We start from the raw sequence: 16469 nt of genomic DNA, 5'->3' as shown, positions 1-16469 counted from the left end.
GCCGGGCCCCGTCGTCGTACTCCACGGAGCGGGGTCCCCGGACACTAGGCTTGGCACCATGCCCATCCTGAACAAAGACATGACCCTGTGCATCTCGCTGTCGGCGCGCCCCAGCAACAACGGCACGCGCTTCCACAACCACCTCTACGGGCAGCTGGGCCTGAACTGGATCTACAAGGCGTTCGCCCCGACGGACCTCGCGCAGGCGATCGCGGGCGTGCGCGGGCTGGGTATCCGCGGATGCGCCGTCTCCATGCCATATAAGGAGGACGTGATCGCGCTCGTGGACCACCTTGCACCCTCCGCCGCGGCCATCGACTCCGTGAACACGATCGTCAACGACTCCGGAGTGCTCACGGCCCACAACACGGACTACGCCGCCGTGGCGCAGCTCCTGGCCGAGAGCGGGATCGACGTCGACACACCGGTGGCCTTGCGCGGATCGGGCGGGATGGCGAAGGCGACCGTGGCCGCGCTGCGCGACGCCGGGTTCGGGCGCGTGCAGCTCGTGGCCCGCAACGAGGCCGCGGGGCGGGCGCTCGCGGGGCAGTACGGCTTCGAATGGGTCCCCGAGTACGACGCCGGAGCCCGCCTCCTCGTCAACGTCACCCCCGTGGGCATGGACGGGGGATCGGGTGAAGGGCAGTTGTCCTTTACCCGCGCCCAGATCGAGGCCGCCGACGCCGTGTTCGACGTGGTCGCCGTGCCGTCGGAGACGCCGCTCGTCGCGGCCGGCCGCGAGCTGGGCAAGACGGTCATCACGGGAGGGCAGGTCATGACGCTGCAGGCGCTCGAGCAGTTCGTGCTCTACACGGGCATCACGCCGACGCCCGGGCAGATCGCCGAGGCCGAGGCCTTCATGCGCTCCGCGGACGCGTAGGCCCTCTCACTCCTGAAGCATGGGCGGTCCCCAACGCGTAGCCCCGCCCGCTTCGAGCGCGCGGGTAGCCCCCAACGCGTGGGCCCATCTACTCCAGACGGGTGAACGGCGCCCGCGCCTGGGCAGTCCGCAATGCGTTGGCCCGCCCGCTTTGGACGCCTGCAATCCTCAACGCGTGGGCAGTTGGTGCTGTTCGATGGCCGAGGGATCCGCACTATCCGCCCACGCGTTGGCGGGCGGCGCTGAGCGTGGTGTCCGGGCGTGGGCGCCTGTGGATAACGTCGGCGGGATCGCGGGAATCCCGGCACCATGGATCCATGCCCACGCCGAAACGCGTCCCGCTGATTGCGCGCAAGTCCGCGTTCCTGCGGAATGAGGCCTTGGGCAAGGGGGCGAGCCGTTCCCAGCTGCGCGCCGATCGATACGACGTTCCCAGCCGCGGCCTGCGCATCAATACGGAGGCTGAACCTGACGTCCGCGAGTTCTTCGCAGCCTACTCGCAGCTCCACGGCGAGACGTATCTCAGCCATACGAGCGCCGCGGTGGCCTGGGGTATGTGGCTGGAACAGTCGCGGGAAGGCGTCGAGCCCATCCATCTGACCCGGCGGAGCGGAACGGCCGCGGCCCCACGACGGCGTGGAGTCATCGGACATCGCGCCCCGCTGACCGATGCGGATGTCCGGAACGTCTATGGGATGCGCCTGACATCGCCGGCCTGGACATGGACGGACCTCGCTGCCCTGGGGTTCAGCCTTCAAGAGCTGGTCGTTGCCGGAGACTCCCTGTTGCAGCGGGCCGACGGACCCAATCGCGTGGCCGGCCAGCTGGAGCGGCACCCGATGTCGTCGATCACGGAACTGCGGGGCGTGCTGCAACGCCGCAAGAACCTGGGCGGCATCCGTGTTGCTCGGGAAGCTCTCGGACTGCTGCGGGAACGCGTCGACTCCCGGCCGGAATCGATCCTCCGGCAAATCATTGTGAGTGCAGGTTTTCCGGAGCCGATCGTCAATCTACCCGTCCTGCTGCCGGACGGTAGTGAGATCGTGCCCGATCTCCAGTATCCGGTACTGCGGATCGCCATCCAGTACGAAGGCCGGCACCACGGTGAGCTCGACCAGATCGGGAAGGACATCAAGCGCGACTTCGCCTTCGAAGCCCACGGGTGGACCACAGTCAAAGCTGACCGGGCCATCCTGACCGACGCCGGACGTGCCGAGTTCCTGCAGCGGCTGGTCCGCGCTCTCGAGCGTCAGGGTGGACTGGGCGCCGGCAACGCCTGAGGTCCACGCAGTTCGTCGGCACCGAGGTGCCGTGAGTGTCGAGACGCCGAGGTGGCCGGGGCCGAGATGTCGTGATCGCCGAGACGCCGCGATGGCCGGGGCCATGGGGTGTCTCGTGGGTGGAGCCCGCGCACGCCGGGCCGGTAGTCGCTTGTGGCGTGGCCAACGCGTGGGCAGATGATGCCGGCGGCTCGGACTACGGCGGTGCGGCCTGTCCGCCCGGCCAACGCGTGGGCGGATGATGCGGTGTCCAAGGCGTCCCAATCGCAATATTCGCACACGCGTTTCCACGCGCCATGAACTCCGAGACGCCAGGGGTGCGACATGGTGGGGCGCCGTGATCGCCGAGACGCCGAGGTGGCCGGGGCCATGGGGTGTCTCGTGGGTGGAGCCCGCGCACGCCGGGCCGGTGGTTGCTTGGGGCCCGGCCAACGCGTGGGCGGATGATGCGGTGTCCAAGGCGTCCCAATCGCACTATCCGCACACGCGTTTCCGAGCGCCGGGATCTCCGAGACGCCGAGGGGCTGACACGTCGAGGGGCTGACACGTCGAGGGGCCGAGACGCCGAGGGGCTGACACGCCGAGGGGCCGAGACGCCGATCAGGCTGAGACGCCAAGGGGTCGAGACGGCGGGGCGGCAGGGCGCCTCAGACCGGCTCGACCTCGACCGCCACGCGGCGCTCGCCGATCCGTGTCAGCACGAGGGTGGCCTTCTTCCTGTTCTTCTTCCCGCTGCCGGCGAGCAGCACGCGCCGCAGTTCCTCGGGTGTCACGTCCATCCCGCGCTTCTTGATGTCCAGCGCCCCGATCCGCTCCGACTTCATCCAGGCGCGCAGGGCCTTGAGGTTGTAGGGGTGCACGGCCAGGACACGGTAGGCCCGGGCGAACGGGCTCTCGACGCGTTCCGGCGCGCAGAAGTAGGCGATGTGCGGATCCAGCAGGTGTCCGCCGACCCGTTCCAGGGCCTCGGCCACGAGCCCGGCCCGGATCACGGCTCCGTCGGGTTCGTAGAGGAACCCGGCCACGTCGCCGAGGGGGACCTCGCCGCGGGCGGAGGCACCGGCGTCGTACTCCTCGGCGCTCGTCAGCTCCGCGGAGCCGCCGGAACGCACCACGAGGGCCGAGCGCCGCACACCCGGGCGGGCGAGCGGCCCGAACCACAAGGCCGCTTCCGTGACGTCGCCGTCGACGGAGACCCATTGGGCCTCGCACCCGCCGGGGACCGACTCGTGCGGCAGCCCCGGCCCCAGCTTCACGCCGACCGCGAGCCCGCGGTCCGCGAGCGCCTCCACGAAGGACAGGGGCGGGCTGAAGGCCTCGGGGTCGAAGATCCGCGCGGTCCCGGACGTCGTGGTGGTGCGCCGTGCCGGGTCCAGCCACACGCCGTCGAAGCCGTCCAGCTCGAACGCCGTCGCGTCGGCGTTGACGACGCGCGCGTTCGGCCAGGGCATGAGGTTCATGGTCGCCGCGGCCGCGGTCACGGGATCCAACTCGACCGCCGTGACGTCCAGCTCGAGCGAGGCCATGGCCATCGCGTCCGAGCCCAGCCCGCAGCCCAGGTCCGCGACGCGCCGCACGCCCGCTGTCGTGAAGCGCCGCGCGTGCAGGGCCGCGACGTTCAGCCGCGTCGCCTGCTCGAGCCCGGCGCGCGTGAGGATCATGTGCGCGGCGAAGGGACCGAGCTTGGCCGCGGCGAGGGCGCGCATCCGGGCCTGGTGCACGACGGCGGTCGCGAGCTCCGGCGAGTGCCCCTCCTTGCGAAGCCGCAGGTTGAGCGCGAGCGCGGCGTCCTCGGTGGCGGCGGCCCCCTCGGGCAGGCCGTTGAGCAGGGCGAAGCCCTCGGGGGAGAGGACGGGCGCGAGGTCTTCCACGGAGGGTGCGGCAGGCATGGGTTCAACCCTAGCGTCTGGGCGTCGGCCGCCAGGGGGAGTCCTCCCCAGGGCGGGATCCAATCGTTTGACGATGGATTGCCCGGCGGAGGGATCCCGAAGCGGGAGACGATGCACGCGGACCTGACCGAGTTCATGGCGGCGGCCACGATGCGGGCCGTCACCACGGCCTTGTCCTCGGTGTGGAACGACCTCATCGCCTTGCAGGCCGAAGTCGCCGAGACCCGCATCGACAACGCCGTGAACGGGATGGAGTCGGCCGTGCCGGCCTTCGAGCAGGGCGACGAGGCGATGATGGAGAACGCGGAGACGCCGTGCAGCAGTATGTCAACTCGATCGTCGGGGACCTGGCGCAGGCGGCCGTGGACTGCTCGTCCGCGCTCGAGGGGATCGACGCCGGGGCGAACGGTGACGCCGGATGGCTGCCGGAGCTCAGCCCCTCGGACGGCCTGACGCCGCACGCGTGGATGGATTTCCAGTGCGTCACCTACACCTCCACGGTTCCCACCGGGGGCCAGGTGCCGATCTGGGACTGCTCCGTCGCGGCCCCGAGCGCCAACTGGGTCCTGGACTCCGGCGGCAAAGAGCTCCTCTCCGACGCCGGGGATGCGATCGGCAAGGCCTGGAACCCGGTGTTCGGCTAGCGTGGAACGCAGGGCCCGCGGACGGGTGGAGACGATGGACGGAGTCGGGAAGTGAACGCTGGGCAGTTGATGTCGCCGGTGCTGGCGGCGGTGGGAACCGTCCTGGTGGTGGCCGGTGTCCTGGCCGACCGGGGAAGGTACAAGGCGTGGCTCGTGTTGAAGTCCTTCCTGTTTCCGGGCTGGCCCGGGCTCGCGTCGCTGTACCTGGGAATCGCGTTCCTGGCGATCGCGGGAGCGGGGTTCGTGATGGAGCACGCCCCGCCGCTCGTGTTCCTCCTCTTCGCCTTGGTGCTCTTCGCCTCGATGGTCCTCGGGATCGTGGGCATGTTCTGGCTGCCCTCGTTGATGCTGCCCGCGTGGGTCAAGGAGACCAGACGGCGTCTGGCGGCGGGGGAGGACAGGCTGTCCCGGGCGCTGCGGCCCGGCGGGGCGCTGCACGGCCGGCTGGGTGTCGACGCGCCGGGCGATGACGACGCCGGAGCCGGCACCGGCCGCCCGGGGCCGGGCGGGACGCCGTGAGCGCCAAGACCGGCCCCGCCTGGCCGCGCTCGAGGTACGGGTCGGCGGCTTCCGGCCCAACGTGGTGGTCCGTTCCCGCCCGACCTCCGGTGCGCTTCCGGCCCTCGGAGCGCAGTCCGTCGCGGGCGCCTCGGGGCACCATGCGATCGGCCGGATCACGTCCGGGGAGATGAAGGTGCAGGCGACGCACTCCGGCCACGTGTGGCGGACCATGACCCGGGAGATCGGCCTCGCCCTGCAGCTGCACTAGACGGCGGGTACGGTGGGAGCGTGGACCAGGATCCGGCCGTGGGGCCGACGCACGCTCAAGGGGCTTCCGCCCTGCCCTCGGAGGACGACGGCGGGGCCGCCCCCGGTGCGCCGGCCGACGCTGCGGTCGGGGTCGGGGTCGGGGAACCGGACGAGGACGCCGGCCTGCTCGGGCGCTTTCCCGAGGCCGTCGAGGCGACGCGCGCCGAGGACGAGTCCCCCAGCAGCGTGGGGGCGTCCGGAGTGGCGTTCCGCGTGCTGCTCTACGCCGGGATGGCCGTGGGAACGATCGCCGCGCTCGGCCTCGTGGCCGCTGCCCTCCTGCAGGGAATCGTCGCCGGGACGTCGATGCAGGCCGGGATCGACTACCTCGGCTCCGGGATCGACGGCGCTTTGGCCCGTGAACTGCTCGCGGTGCCGCTGGGAGGATTCATTGTGGCCGTCGTCGTCTCGCTCGCGGCGATCTGCGCGGGAGCGTACGGCGTGTTCCGCCAACGCCGGCGTCGCGGCTGACGGGGCCGCGCCGACAGGCGTCGCCCCACCCAGGCAGGACTGGCCCGGCGAACTTCCGAAAGTCGACGAATCGTCGTCCATTGGACGGCGATTCGTCGGATGGCCGCAGTGTGGCGGAGGCGTTTCGGAAAACGCGGAGACGGCGGCCCGTGATGCTTCGTGCGACGGCGTGTTGGCACTCGCCTTGACCGAGTGCCAGCCAGCTCATAGAGTCTTCATTAGCACTCGGCCCGTCCGGGTGCTAAAGCCTGAGGTACTTGCCAGCTGGCACCGCGACGACGGTTGGTCCAACCCAACGGCCCCCTTATCCATTGGTAACTCATGCAAAGGAGCGAGCCGCATGTCGGTCTCCATCAAGCCCCTCGAGGATCGTATTGTCGTTCAGCCGCTCGAGGCCGAACAGACCACCGCATCCGGACTGGTCATTCCCGACACCGCCAAGGAGAAGCCCCAGGAGGGCAAGGTCGTGGCCGTGGGCCCCGGCCGCGTCGACGACAACGGCAACCGCGTGCCGGTCGACGTCGCCGAGGGCGACGTCGTCATCTACTCCAAGTACGGCGGAACCGAGGTCAAGGTCGGCGGCACCGAGTACCTGGTGCTCTCCGCCCGCGACGTGCTGGCCATCGTCGTCAAGTAGTTTCCCCGTGTGAAGCCCCGGCCCCGGCCGGGGCTTCACGCAGTCAGCAAGGAGTTTGAGCATGGCAAAGCAGCTTATTTTCAACGACGACGCCCGCAAGGCGCTCGAGGCCGGCATCGACAAGCTCGCCAACACCGTCAAGGTCACCCTCGGCCCCCGCGGCCGCAACGTGGTCCTGGACAAGAAGTGGGGCGCGCCGACCATCACCAACGACGGCGTGACGATCGCCCGCGAGATCGAGCTCGAGGACGCCTACGAGAACCTCGGCGCGCAGCTGGCCAAGGAAGTCGCCACCAAGACCAACGACGTCGCCGGCGACGGCACCACGACCGCCACCGTCCTGGCCCAGGCCCTCGTCAAGGAAGGCCTCCGCAATGTGGCCGCCGGCGCGGCCCCGGGCGAGATCAAGCGCGGCATCGAGGCCTCCGTCGAGGCCGTCGCGGCCCGCCTGGCCGAGATCGCCCGTCCCGTCGAGGGCAGCGACGTCGCGAACGTCGCCGCGATCTCCGCCCAGAACGACGAGATCGGCGAACTGCTGGCCGAGGCGTTCGGCAAGGTCGGCACCGAGGGTGTCATCACGATCGAGGAATCGAACACGACGCAGACCGAGCTGGCCATCACCGAGGGCATGCAGTTCGACAAGGGCTACCTGTCCCCGCACTTCGTCACCGACCCGGAGCGCCAGGAGGCCGTCCTCGAGGACGCCGTCATCCTGATCAACTCCGGCAAGATCTCCACGGTGGCCGAGTTCCTGCCGCTCCTGGAGAAGGTGCTGCAGGCCGGGAAGCCGCTGTTCATCATCGCGGAGGACATCGAGGGCGAGGCCCTGTCCACCCTGGTCGTGAACAAGCTGCGCGGCACGCTGAACGTCGTGGCCGTGAAGGCCCCGGGCTTCGGCGACCGCCGCAAGGCCATGATGCAGGACATCGCGATCCTGACCGGCGCCCAGGTGGTCTCCCCGGACCTCGGCCTGAAGCTGGACCAGGTCGGCACCGAGGTGCTCGGTTCCGCCCGCCGGATCACCGTGACCAAGGACAACACCACGATCGTGGACGGCAACGGCTCCGCCGAGGACGTCTCCGACCGTGTCGCGCAGCTCAAGGCCGAGTCCGCCAACACGGACTCCGACTGGGACCGCGAGAAGCTGCAGGAGCGCCTCGCCAAGCTCTCCGGCGGCGTCGGAGTCATCAAGGTCGGTGCCGCGACCGAGGTCGAGCTCAAGGAGCGCAAGCACCGCATCGAGGACGCCGTGTCCGCGACGCGTGCCGCGCTCGAGGAGGGCATCGTCGCCGGCGGCGGCACCGCCCTCGTGGACGCCCTGTCCGCGCTCGATACCGATCCGGCCGTCCAGGCGCTCGAGGGCGACGCCGCCGCAGCGGTGGGCATCGTCCGCCGCGCGCTCGTGCAGCCGCTGCGCTGGATCGCCCAGAACGCCGGCTTCGACGGCTACGTCGTGGCCGCCAAGGTCGCCGAGTCGGACGTCAACCACGGCTTCAATGCCAAGACGGGCGTCTACGAGGACCTGCTGGCCGCGGGCATCATCGACCCGGTCAAGGTCACGCGGTCGGCGCTGCGCAATGCCGCCTCGATCGCGGCCCTCGTGCTGACCACGGAGACCCTGGTCTCCGACAAGCCCGAAGAGGACGACGAGCACGCCGGCCACAACCACTAGGAGTGGCCCGGAGCCTCCCAAGATCACCGTTTGGTAACGGAGGCTGGTAGAATGGACGGTTGAGCCGGTTGCATGCCGGTTCGACCGTCCATTCGTCGTCTACGGGAAGACCAGTCAGCATGGCCATCGGCCACCAGGAACGGCTCCGCACGCGGGAGCCGAACACCGGCGCCGCGACCGTCGCAAAGCCGGCCTACCGCCCCGAGGTCCAGGGCCTGCGCGCGTTCGCGGTGCTCATGGTCGTGGTCTACCACGTCTGGCTCGGCCGCGTCTCCGGCGGCGTGGACGTCTTCCTGCTCATCTCGGCCTTCCTGCTCACGGTCTCCTTCACCTACAAGGTCGAGGCCGGCAAGCCGCTCAAGCTCCTCGGCTACTGGCTCAACCGCGCCCGGGGCCTCCTGCCCGCGGCCATCGTCGTGCTCCTCGCGGTCCTCGCCGCGACCGTCTCGCTCCTGCCGCGCACGCGCTGGGAGGACGTCGCAGAGCAGACGTGGTCCAGCCTGTTCTACTACCAGAACTGGACCCTCGCCGACGCGGCGGTGGACTACTACGCCGCCAACCACTCCACCGCGAGCCCCCTGCAGCACTTCTGGTCGTTGTCCATCCAGGGGCAGGTCTTCATCCTCTGGCCGCTGATCCTAGCGGCCGCCGCGCTGGCCTGGGCCGCCCTGCGCCGCCTGCGGCCGACGCTCGGCTTCCGCCCCGTGCTCGCGGCCGCCTTCGGGGCCGTGTTCGCCGCGTCCCTGGCCTACTCCGTCCACGTCACCTACACGAACCAGGCGCTGGCCTACTTCGACACCCGCGCCCGGTTGTGGGAGTTCGCGCTCGGCTCCCTGCTCGTCGTCGTCCTGCCTTGGGCCTCGCGGCTCCCGCAGGCCGTCCGCGTCGTGATGGGGTGGATGGGCCTCGCGGCCATGCTCGCGTGCGGGATCGTGCTCAACGTCCAGGCCGTGTTCCCCGGCTACATCGCGTTGTGGCCCACGCTTGCCGCCGCGCTCATCATCTCCGCCGGCGCCACGGGCCACCGCTTCGGCGTAGACCGCCTGCTCTCCGCCGCCCCGCTCACGCGCCTCGGCGACATCTCCTACGCCCTGTACCTGTGGCACTGGCCCATCCTCGTCATCTACCTCACGGTCGACGGACGCAAGGAGGCCGGCCCGCTCGGCGGCACCGCCGTCATCGCGCTCTCCCTCGCCCTCGCGTGGGCCACGACCCGCGCCATCGAGACCCCGTTCCACGCCTGGCGCTGGCCCACCCAGCGCCGCCGCCGGCTGGGCCTCGTCATCGCCGTCATGATCGGGCTCGTCGCCATGCCGCTCACCGGTTGGCAGACGCGCGTCGACGCGTTCGAGCAGAAGGTCCAGGAGCAGACCCCGCAGGACAACCCCGGGGCGCTCGTGCTCGCCGGCGACTACGAGGAGGCGCCGGACCCCGACGCCGTCGTGCTGCCGCTGCCCAACAAGATGAACGAGCAGTGGGCCAACTTCGGAGGGGACTGCACGGGGGAGTACGCGCTCACCGACCCGCGGATGGAGTACTGCCAGAGCGCCGGCGACCCGGCCACCGCGTCCAAGACCGTCATGGTCGTCGGGGACTCGCACGCCCAGCATTGGACCACGGCGCTGAACGAGATCGCCGCCCAGAACGACTGGGCCTGGATCCTGGTCACGCGCCCCGCATGCCGCTTCGGCGCCGGGAGCGGGGAGCGGGAGGCCGAATGCAACGACTTCAACGCCGCGGCCACGCAGTACGTCCTGGACCACCGCCCGGACGCCGTGCTCACCGTCGCCTCGCTGACCGCCCACCACGGCAACGGCGAGGAGGGTTCCGTGCCCGCGGACAACGAGCGGATCGTCCCCGGCTATCTCGAGGGCGTCGCCCCGTTCCTCGACGCGGGGATCCAGGTCGTCGGCATGCGCGACACCCCGCGCTTCACGTTCAACGTCCCCGAGTGCGTGGACATGAAGGGCCCCGACGCCGAGGCCTGCGCCCACGGCACCGACGAGCTCATGGCCCCGGTGAACCCGCTCGACGAGCTCGAGTCGCAGGTCGACCACGGGCAGCTGCCCGACGAGCTCTCCTTCTTCGACATGACCGACCAGCTCTGCGTCGACGGGACGTGCGCTCCCGTCATCGGCAACGTCCTGGCCTACATGGACGAGTCGCACCTGACCAAGACGTTCGTCGCGACGACGGCCCCGGTGTTCGAGCGCCGGCTCAAGGAGGCGCTGGACTGGTAGGGGCTGTCGCGTTCCCCACATCGCCGGCGCGGAATGGGGTTCGCGGCGCGGGCGTTCTAGGATGTAGTCACTCCTCCCCGTGTGCGAAAGGCCCCCCGTGTCCGAGTTCAATCCCTTTGCCTTCGAAGGCCTCACCTACGACGACGTGCTCCTGCTGCCCGGCCCGACGGACGTGATCCCTTCCGAGGCGGACACGACGACGCGCCTGACCAAGCGCATCAACATCAACATCCCGCTGCTCTCCGCCGCCATGGACACCGTCACCGAGGCCGGCATGGCGATCGCGCTCGCGCGCCAGGGCGGCATCGGCATCATCCACCGCAACCTGTCCATCGACGAGCAGGCCCGCCAGGTGGACCAGGTCAAGCGCAGCGAGTCCGGGATGATCACCGATCCCGTGACGATCGCCCCGGACGCGAGCCTCCGGGACCTCGACGACCTCTGCGGCCACTACCGCGTCTCCGGGCTGCCCGTCGTGGACGAGGACCGCAAGCTGCTCGGCATCATCACGAACCGCGACACCCGGTTCGTGCCGCGCGAGGAGTTCCTGACCACCAAGGTCTACGAGAAGATGACCCCGATGCCGCTCGTCACCGCCCGGGTCGGCGTCTCCCGCGAGGAGGTCATCGATCTGCTCGGCAAGCACCGCATCGAGAAGCTCCCGCTCGTCGACGACGCCGGGATCCTGCAGGGCCTCATCACCGTCAAGGACTTCGACAAGGCGGAGCAGTACCCGCTGGCCACCAAGGACGACGAGGGCCGCCTCCGCGTCGGCGCCGCCGTGGGCTTCTTCGGCGAGGGCTACGACCGCGCGATGGCGCTCGTGGATGCCGGCGTCGACGTCCTCGTCGTGGACACCGCGAACGGCCACAGCCAGGGCGTCCTGGACATGATCGCGCGCCTGAAGAAGGACTCCGCCTCGGCGCACGTCGACATCATCGGCGGGCAGGCGGCGACCCGCGAGGGCGCCCAGGCGCTCGTCGACGCGGGCGCCGACGCCATCAAGGTCGGCGTGGGCCCGGGCTCCATCTGCACCACCCGCATCGTCGCCGGCGTGGGCGTCCCGCAGGTCACCGCGATCTACGAGTCGGCCAAGGCCGCGATCCCCGCGGGCGTGCCGCTCATCGCCGATGGCGGCCTGCAGCACTCCGGCGACATCGGCAAGGCCCTCGTCGCCGGCGCCGACTCCGTGATGCTCGGCTCCCTGCTGGCCGGAACCGCGGAGTCCCCGGGCGACCTGGTCTTCATGAACGGCAAGCAGTTCAAGGCCTACCGTGGCATGGGCTCCCTCGGCGCCATGCAGACGCGCGGCAAGAACACGTCCTACTCCAAGGACCGCTACTTCCAGGCGGACGTGCCGAGCGACGAGAAGCTGATCCCCGAGGGCATCGAGGGCCAGGTCCCGTACCGCGGCCCGCTCTCCGCCGTCGCCCACCAGCTCGTCGGCGGCCTTCGCCAGACCATGTTCTACGTCGGCGGGCGCGACATCGCCGAGCTCAAGGCGAAGGGCAAGTTCGTCCGCATCACCGCGGCCGGGCTCAAAGAGTCCCACCCGCACGACATCATGATGACCGTCGAGGCCCCGAACTACCGGTCGCGGTAGCACTCCATGGCCCAGCCGAAGCAGCTGAAGAAGCTCGCCCGCGAGCGCATGGAGCGCACCGGGGAGAGCTACACCCAGGCCCGTAACGCCCTCCTCGCCGGGAAGCCGGAGCGCGGAGGCCGTCCCGCAGCGGCCGTCGGCCAGGGCGGCGGCCGCGGCGGCCAGCGCACGGCCGGGGACCAGGGAGTCCGGGGGCGGACCCCGGGCGGCACCTCGTCCGACGGCGCCGGACCCGGCGTCCCCGGGGAAGAGGAGCTGCCGGAATACCCGGCCCCGGACAACGTGGTCCAGTACGAATCGGGCCTCTGGCACCGCGTGCTCACCCAGGCCGGGGTGACGGACCCGCACACGGGCGCCCCGTTCAGCGAGGCGATGCTGTCCGGGCTCTCGGGCGGAATCGGCTTTATGGTCTTCACCTTCGAATACGAGCAGACGACGACGGCCACGGTCGTCACCCGCGCGCACCCGGAGCCGTTCGCCCCGACGCTCTTCGCCCGCCTCGGCGTGCCGGTCCGCGAGACCCACACGGCGAGCCGCAAGCAGGCCCTGGACCACTTGGAGGCCGGGCTCGATGCGGGCCGCGCCGTCGTCGTGCGCGTGCTCGAGGGCGCGCTGCCGTGGATCGAGGACGGGGGCGATCCGGCGGAGAGCGAGTCGGTCGACGTCGTCGTCGTGGGGGAGGAGGACGGCTTCCTGGTCGACGACGGCTCCGGCAGCCTGCGCGTCCTGGACGCCACCGAGCTCGCCGACGCGCGCGCGATGCGCAAGAAGGACCGCCACTGGCAGGCGTGGGTGCCCGAGCCCGTGTCGCCGGGAGCGAAGCACCTCCGGGCCGCCGTCCGCGAGGCCGCCGCCCACACCGCGGCCCGCATGTTGGGCGCCGCCGAACTGCCGGGCCTTCCGGCGCACTTCGCGAAGAACTTCGGCGTCGCGGGACTGGACACGTGGGCGGGCAAGCTGCGAGATACCACCACGAAGCGCGGGTGGACGGCCCTGTTCGCCGAGGAGGAGAGGCTGCGCGGCGGGCTCGCCCAGCTCGCCGGCTTCTTCGATTCGGACCGCTTCTGCGGCGCGGGCGGACTGCGCGGCCTGTATGCGGACTTCCTGGAGGAGGCCGCCGTCAGGCCGGGGCTGGAAGCGCTCGGACCCGTCGCCGGACGCTATCGGGACCTCGCCCCGATGTGGGAGGAGCTGTCCGAGCTCGTGGACCCGGACGTCGACGTGGAGGAGCGCTCCGGGCTGTTCGCACGCATGGCGGACCTCGTGGAGCGGATCGCCCGGGCGGAGGAAGCCGCGGCCCGCGAACTGCAGGAGGCCGCGGGAGGGACGGCGGGCTGACCCCGCGACCGGGCGTGACCCCCGGCACGCGGCCCGGGCCCCGGCCTCCGCGGGCGGCGCTGATAGGCTGGCCGGGTGACTTACGAGATTGAAATCGGCCGCGGAAAGCGCGGGAAGCGGGCCTATTCGCTCGACGACGTGGCGGTCGTCCCCAACCGGCGGACGCGCGACCCCCGGGACGTGTCCGTGAACTGGCAGATCGACGCCTACCAGTTCGATTCGCCGATCATCGGCGCGCCCATGGATTCGGTCATGAGCCCGGCGACGGCGATCGCGCTCGGCCGCCTGGGCAGCCTCGGCGTCCTGAACCTCGAGGGCCTCTGGACGCGCTACGAGGATCCGGCCCCCGTGCTGGAGGAGATCGTGGGCCTCGGCGCCGGGCAGGCCCGCGGCGACTTCGACCCCGCGGTCACGGCCCGCCTGCAGGAGCTCTACGCGGCCCCGATCCAGCCGGAGCTCATCACCTCCCGCCTGGCCGAGATCCGCGACGCCGGCGTCACCGTCGCCGGCTCGCTCACCCCGCAGCGCACGCAGGAGCACTACAAGACGGTGCTCGCCGCGGGCGTGGACATCTTCGTCATCCGCGGCACCACGGTCTCCGCCGAGCACGTCTCGCAGAACCAGGAGCCGCTGAACCTCAAGCAGTTCATCTACGAGCTCGACGTCCCGGTCATCGTGGGCGGCGCCGCCGGCTACACGCCCGCGCTGCACCTCATGCGCACGGGCGCGGCGGGCGTGCTCGTCGGCTTCGGCGGCGGGGCCACGGGCACGACGCGCCGCTCGCTCGGCATCCACGTCCCGATGGCGACGGCGATCTCCGACGTCGCCGCGGCGCGCCGGGACTACCTCGACGAGTCCGGGGGCCGCTACGTGCACGTCATCGCGGACGGCGGCCTCGGCACGAGCGGCGACATCGTCAAGGCGATCGCCATGGGCGCGGACGCGGTCATGCTGGGCTCCGCCCTGGCCCGCGCCGAGGAGGCCCCGGGCCGCGGCTGGCACTGGGGCGTCGAGGCGCACCACGACGCCAACCCGCGCGGCGACCGCGTGCACGTCGGCACGGTCGGCCCGCTCGAGGAGGTGCTCAACGGCCCCTCGCACCACACCAACGGCACGTCCAACCTGGTCGGGGCGCTGCGCCGTTCCATGGCCACCACGGGGTACTCCGACCTCAAGGAGTTCCAGCGCGTCGACGTCGTCGTCTCCCCCTACGAGGTGGGCTGAGCCGATGCCGCGCCGGGGAGCCGCCAACACCACGGGGAACGACGCCGGGGCCGCACCCGGCGTGCTCGGGCCCGACTTCCGCCGGACCTCGCTCCAGGAGCTGCGGGAGACGGCCGAGGAGGGCCGCGAGCTCGACCTGCTGATCGTCGGCGGCGGCGTCGTGGGCGCCGGATCCGCGCTCGACGCCGCCACGCGCGGGCTGCGCGTGGGGATCGTCGAGGCCCGCGACTGGGCCTCGGGCACGTCCTCGCGCTCCTCCAAGCTCATCCACGGCGGACTGCGCTACCTGGAGATGCTCGACTTCGCCCTGGTCCGCGAGGCCCTGCAGGAGCGCGGCCTGCTGATCGACCGGATCGCCCCGCACCTGGTCCGGCCCGTGCCGTTCCTGTACCCGCTGACCAAGCGCTTCGTCGAACGGCCCTACGTCGGCGCGGGGATCGCGCTCTACGACGCCCTCTCGATGGCCTCCGGGCACAGCCGCGGCGTCCCCATCCACAAGCACTTGAGCCGCCGCGGCACGCTGCGCAGCGCGCCGAGCCTCAAGGACGACGCGTTCGTCGGATCCATCCGCTACTACGACGCGCAGGTGGACGACGCGCGGCTCGTCGTGGACCTCGTCCGCACGGCCGCGCGCTACGGGGCGCTCGCCGCGAACCGGCTCAAGGTCGTGGACTTCCTGCGCGAGGGCGAGCGCGTCGTCGGGGCCCGGCTCGAGGACCAGGAGACGGGCGACGCGTTCGACGTCCGCGCCAAGCAGGTCGTCAACGCCACGGGCGTCTGGACGGACGAGACGCAGGCGATGGTCACGGACCGCGGCCAGCTCAAGGTCCGGGCGTCCAAGGGCATCCACCTCGTGGTCCCGCGCGACCGCTTCCAGTCCACCGTCGGCATGATCCTGCGCACGGAGAAGTCCGTGCTCTTCGTCATCCCGTGGGGACGGCACTGGATCATCGGCACCACGGACACCGAATGGACGCTCGACAAGGCCCACCCGGCGGCCTCGAGCAAGGACATCGACTACCTCCTGGAGCACGTGAACCGCATCCTCAAGCGCCCGCTGACGCGCGAGGACGTCGAGGGCGTCTACGCGGGGCTGCGGCCCCTGCTGGCGGGGGAGAGCGATTCGACCGCGAAGCTCTCCCGCGAGCACGTCGTCGCCCACCCCGTCCCGGGTCTCGTCGTCGTGGCCGGCGGGAAGTACACGACCTACCGGGTCATGGCCAAGGACGCCGTGGACGAGGCCGTGCGCACCATGGACCTCAACGCCCCCGACTCGTGCACGGAGACCATCCCGCTGCTCGGCGCCGAGGGCTACCGGGCCGCCTGGAACAGCCGCCACCGCCTCGCCCGCGCGGCCGGCGTGCATGTGGCCCGCGTGGAGCACCTGCTGCAGCGCTACGGCTCGCTGACCCGGGAGGTGCTGGACCTGATCTCGGCCGACCCGGAGCTCGGGGTCCCGCTGCCCGGGGCGGACGACTACCTGGCCGCCGAGGTCGTCTACGCGACGACCCACGAGGGCGCCCGCCACATCCACGACGTGCTCACGCGGCGCACCCGGATCTCGATCGAGTCCTGGGACCGCGGCATCAAGGCCGCACCCGTGGTCGCGCGCCTCATGGCGCCGCTGCTGGGCTGGTCCGAGGAGCAGACGGAGCGCGAGGTCAAGCACTACACGGCCCGGGTCGAGGCGGAGCGCGCGAGCCAGGAACAGCCCGACGACGTCTCCGCGGACAAGACGCGGATGAACGTCGAGGACATCGTCCCCGTGCGGGAGGCCTGAG

Annotated in this window: 14 protein-coding genes; 13 read left to right on the top strand and 1 reads right to left on the bottom strand. The window is 71.1% G+C overall.

The genetic code is table 11. From position 1 onward, the window contains the following. The first annotated feature begins 58 nt into the window (after positions 1 to 58). Positions 59 to 880, top strand: a complete 822-nt coding sequence (locus tag AC0QR5_RS07885; RefSeq protein ID WP_329860467.1) for a shikimate 5-dehydrogenase — start codon at positions 59 to 61, stop codon at positions 878 to 880. A gap of 317 nt (positions 881 to 1197) precedes the next feature. Beyond that, positions 1198 to 2160 (top strand): hypothetical protein, encoded by a 963-nt coding sequence (locus AC0QR5_RS07880; protein ID WP_329860466.1) that lies wholly within the window; start codon positions 1198 to 1200, stop codon positions 2158 to 2160. Positions 2161 to 2807: 647 nt separating this feature from the next. Here the strand turns inward: AC0QR5_RS07880 and AC0QR5_RS07875 are convergent. Next, on the bottom strand, positions 2808 to 4049 hold the full coding sequence (locus AC0QR5_RS07875) for a class I SAM-dependent methyltransferase (RefSeq protein ID WP_329860465.1): 1242 nt from the start codon (positions 4047 to 4049) through the stop codon (positions 2808 to 2810). A 314-nt stretch (positions 4050 to 4363) separates the two neighbouring features. Between AC0QR5_RS07875 and AC0QR5_RS07870 the strand changes: the two genes are divergently transcribed. The 11 genes from AC0QR5_RS07870 to AC0QR5_RS07820 all read left to right on the top strand — a co-directional run bounded on the left by AC0QR5_RS07870 (position 4364) and on the right by AC0QR5_RS07820 (position 16468). Continuing rightward, on the top strand, positions 4364 to 4693 hold the full coding sequence (locus AC0QR5_RS07870; protein ID WP_329860464.1) for a hypothetical protein: 330 nt from the start codon (positions 4364 to 4366) through the stop codon (positions 4691 to 4693). Positions 4694 to 4744: 51 nt separating this feature from the next. Then, positions 4745 to 5212 (top strand): hypothetical protein, encoded by a 468-nt coding sequence (locus AC0QR5_RS07865; RefSeq protein WP_329860463.1) that lies wholly within the window; start codon positions 4745 to 4747, stop codon positions 5210 to 5212. After that, complete coding sequence (locus AC0QR5_RS07860; RefSeq protein ID WP_329860462.1) at positions 5160 to 5462, top strand: hypothetical protein; 303 nt, start codon at positions 5160 to 5162, stop codon at positions 5460 to 5462. Before AC0QR5_RS07865 ends, AC0QR5_RS07860 begins: the two co-directional genes overlap by 53 nt. 20 nt (positions 5463 to 5482) lie before the next feature. Further along, positions 5483 to 5974, top strand: a complete 492-nt coding sequence (locus AC0QR5_RS07855; RefSeq protein ID WP_329860461.1) for a hypothetical protein — start codon at positions 5483 to 5485, stop codon at positions 5972 to 5974. A 340-nt stretch (positions 5975 to 6314) separates the two neighbouring features. Next, the gene (gene groES / locus AC0QR5_RS07850) at positions 6315 to 6611 is read left to right on the top strand and encodes a co-chaperone GroES (protein WP_329860459.1); all 297 of its coding nucleotides are present in this window, start codon (positions 6315 to 6317) and stop codon (positions 6609 to 6611) included. 61 nt (positions 6612 to 6672) lie between these two features. Further along, positions 6673 to 8283 (top strand): chaperonin GroEL, encoded by a 1611-nt coding sequence (groL, locus tag AC0QR5_RS07845; protein ID WP_329860457.1) that lies wholly within the window; start codon positions 6673 to 6675, stop codon positions 8281 to 8283. A 119-nt stretch (positions 8284 to 8402) separates the two neighbouring features. Further along, on the top strand, positions 8403 to 10523 hold the full coding sequence (locus AC0QR5_RS07840) for an acyltransferase family protein (RefSeq protein WP_329860456.1): 2121 nt from the start codon (positions 8403 to 8405) through the stop codon (positions 10521 to 10523). A 97-nt stretch (positions 10524 to 10620) separates the two neighbouring features. Beyond that, positions 10621 to 12126, top strand: coding sequence for an IMP dehydrogenase (gene guaB / locus AC0QR5_RS07835; RefSeq protein WP_329860455.1), 1506 nt, complete (start codon positions 10621 to 10623; stop codon positions 12124 to 12126). 6 nt (positions 12127 to 12132) lie between these two features. Continuing rightward, positions 12133 to 13464, top strand: coding sequence for a DUF4872 domain-containing protein (locus AC0QR5_RS07830; RefSeq protein ID WP_329860454.1), 1332 nt, complete (start codon positions 12133 to 12135; stop codon positions 13462 to 13464). 75 nt (positions 13465 to 13539) lie between these two features. Then, on the top strand, positions 13540 to 14688 hold the full coding sequence (locus AC0QR5_RS07825) for a GuaB3 family IMP dehydrogenase-related protein (RefSeq protein ID WP_329860452.1): 1149 nt from the start codon (positions 13540 to 13542) through the stop codon (positions 14686 to 14688). A 4-nt stretch (positions 14689 to 14692) separates the two neighbouring features. Next, on the top strand, positions 14693 to 16468 hold the full coding sequence (locus AC0QR5_RS07820; protein ID WP_329860451.1) for a glycerol-3-phosphate dehydrogenase/oxidase: 1776 nt from the start codon (positions 14693 to 14695) through the stop codon (positions 16466 to 16468). The last annotated feature ends 1 nt before the right edge of the window (position 16469 follow it).

The organism is Arthrobacter sp. J156 (assembly GCF_056172865.1).
This window is presented reverse-complemented; position numbering and strand designations above follow the sequence as displayed.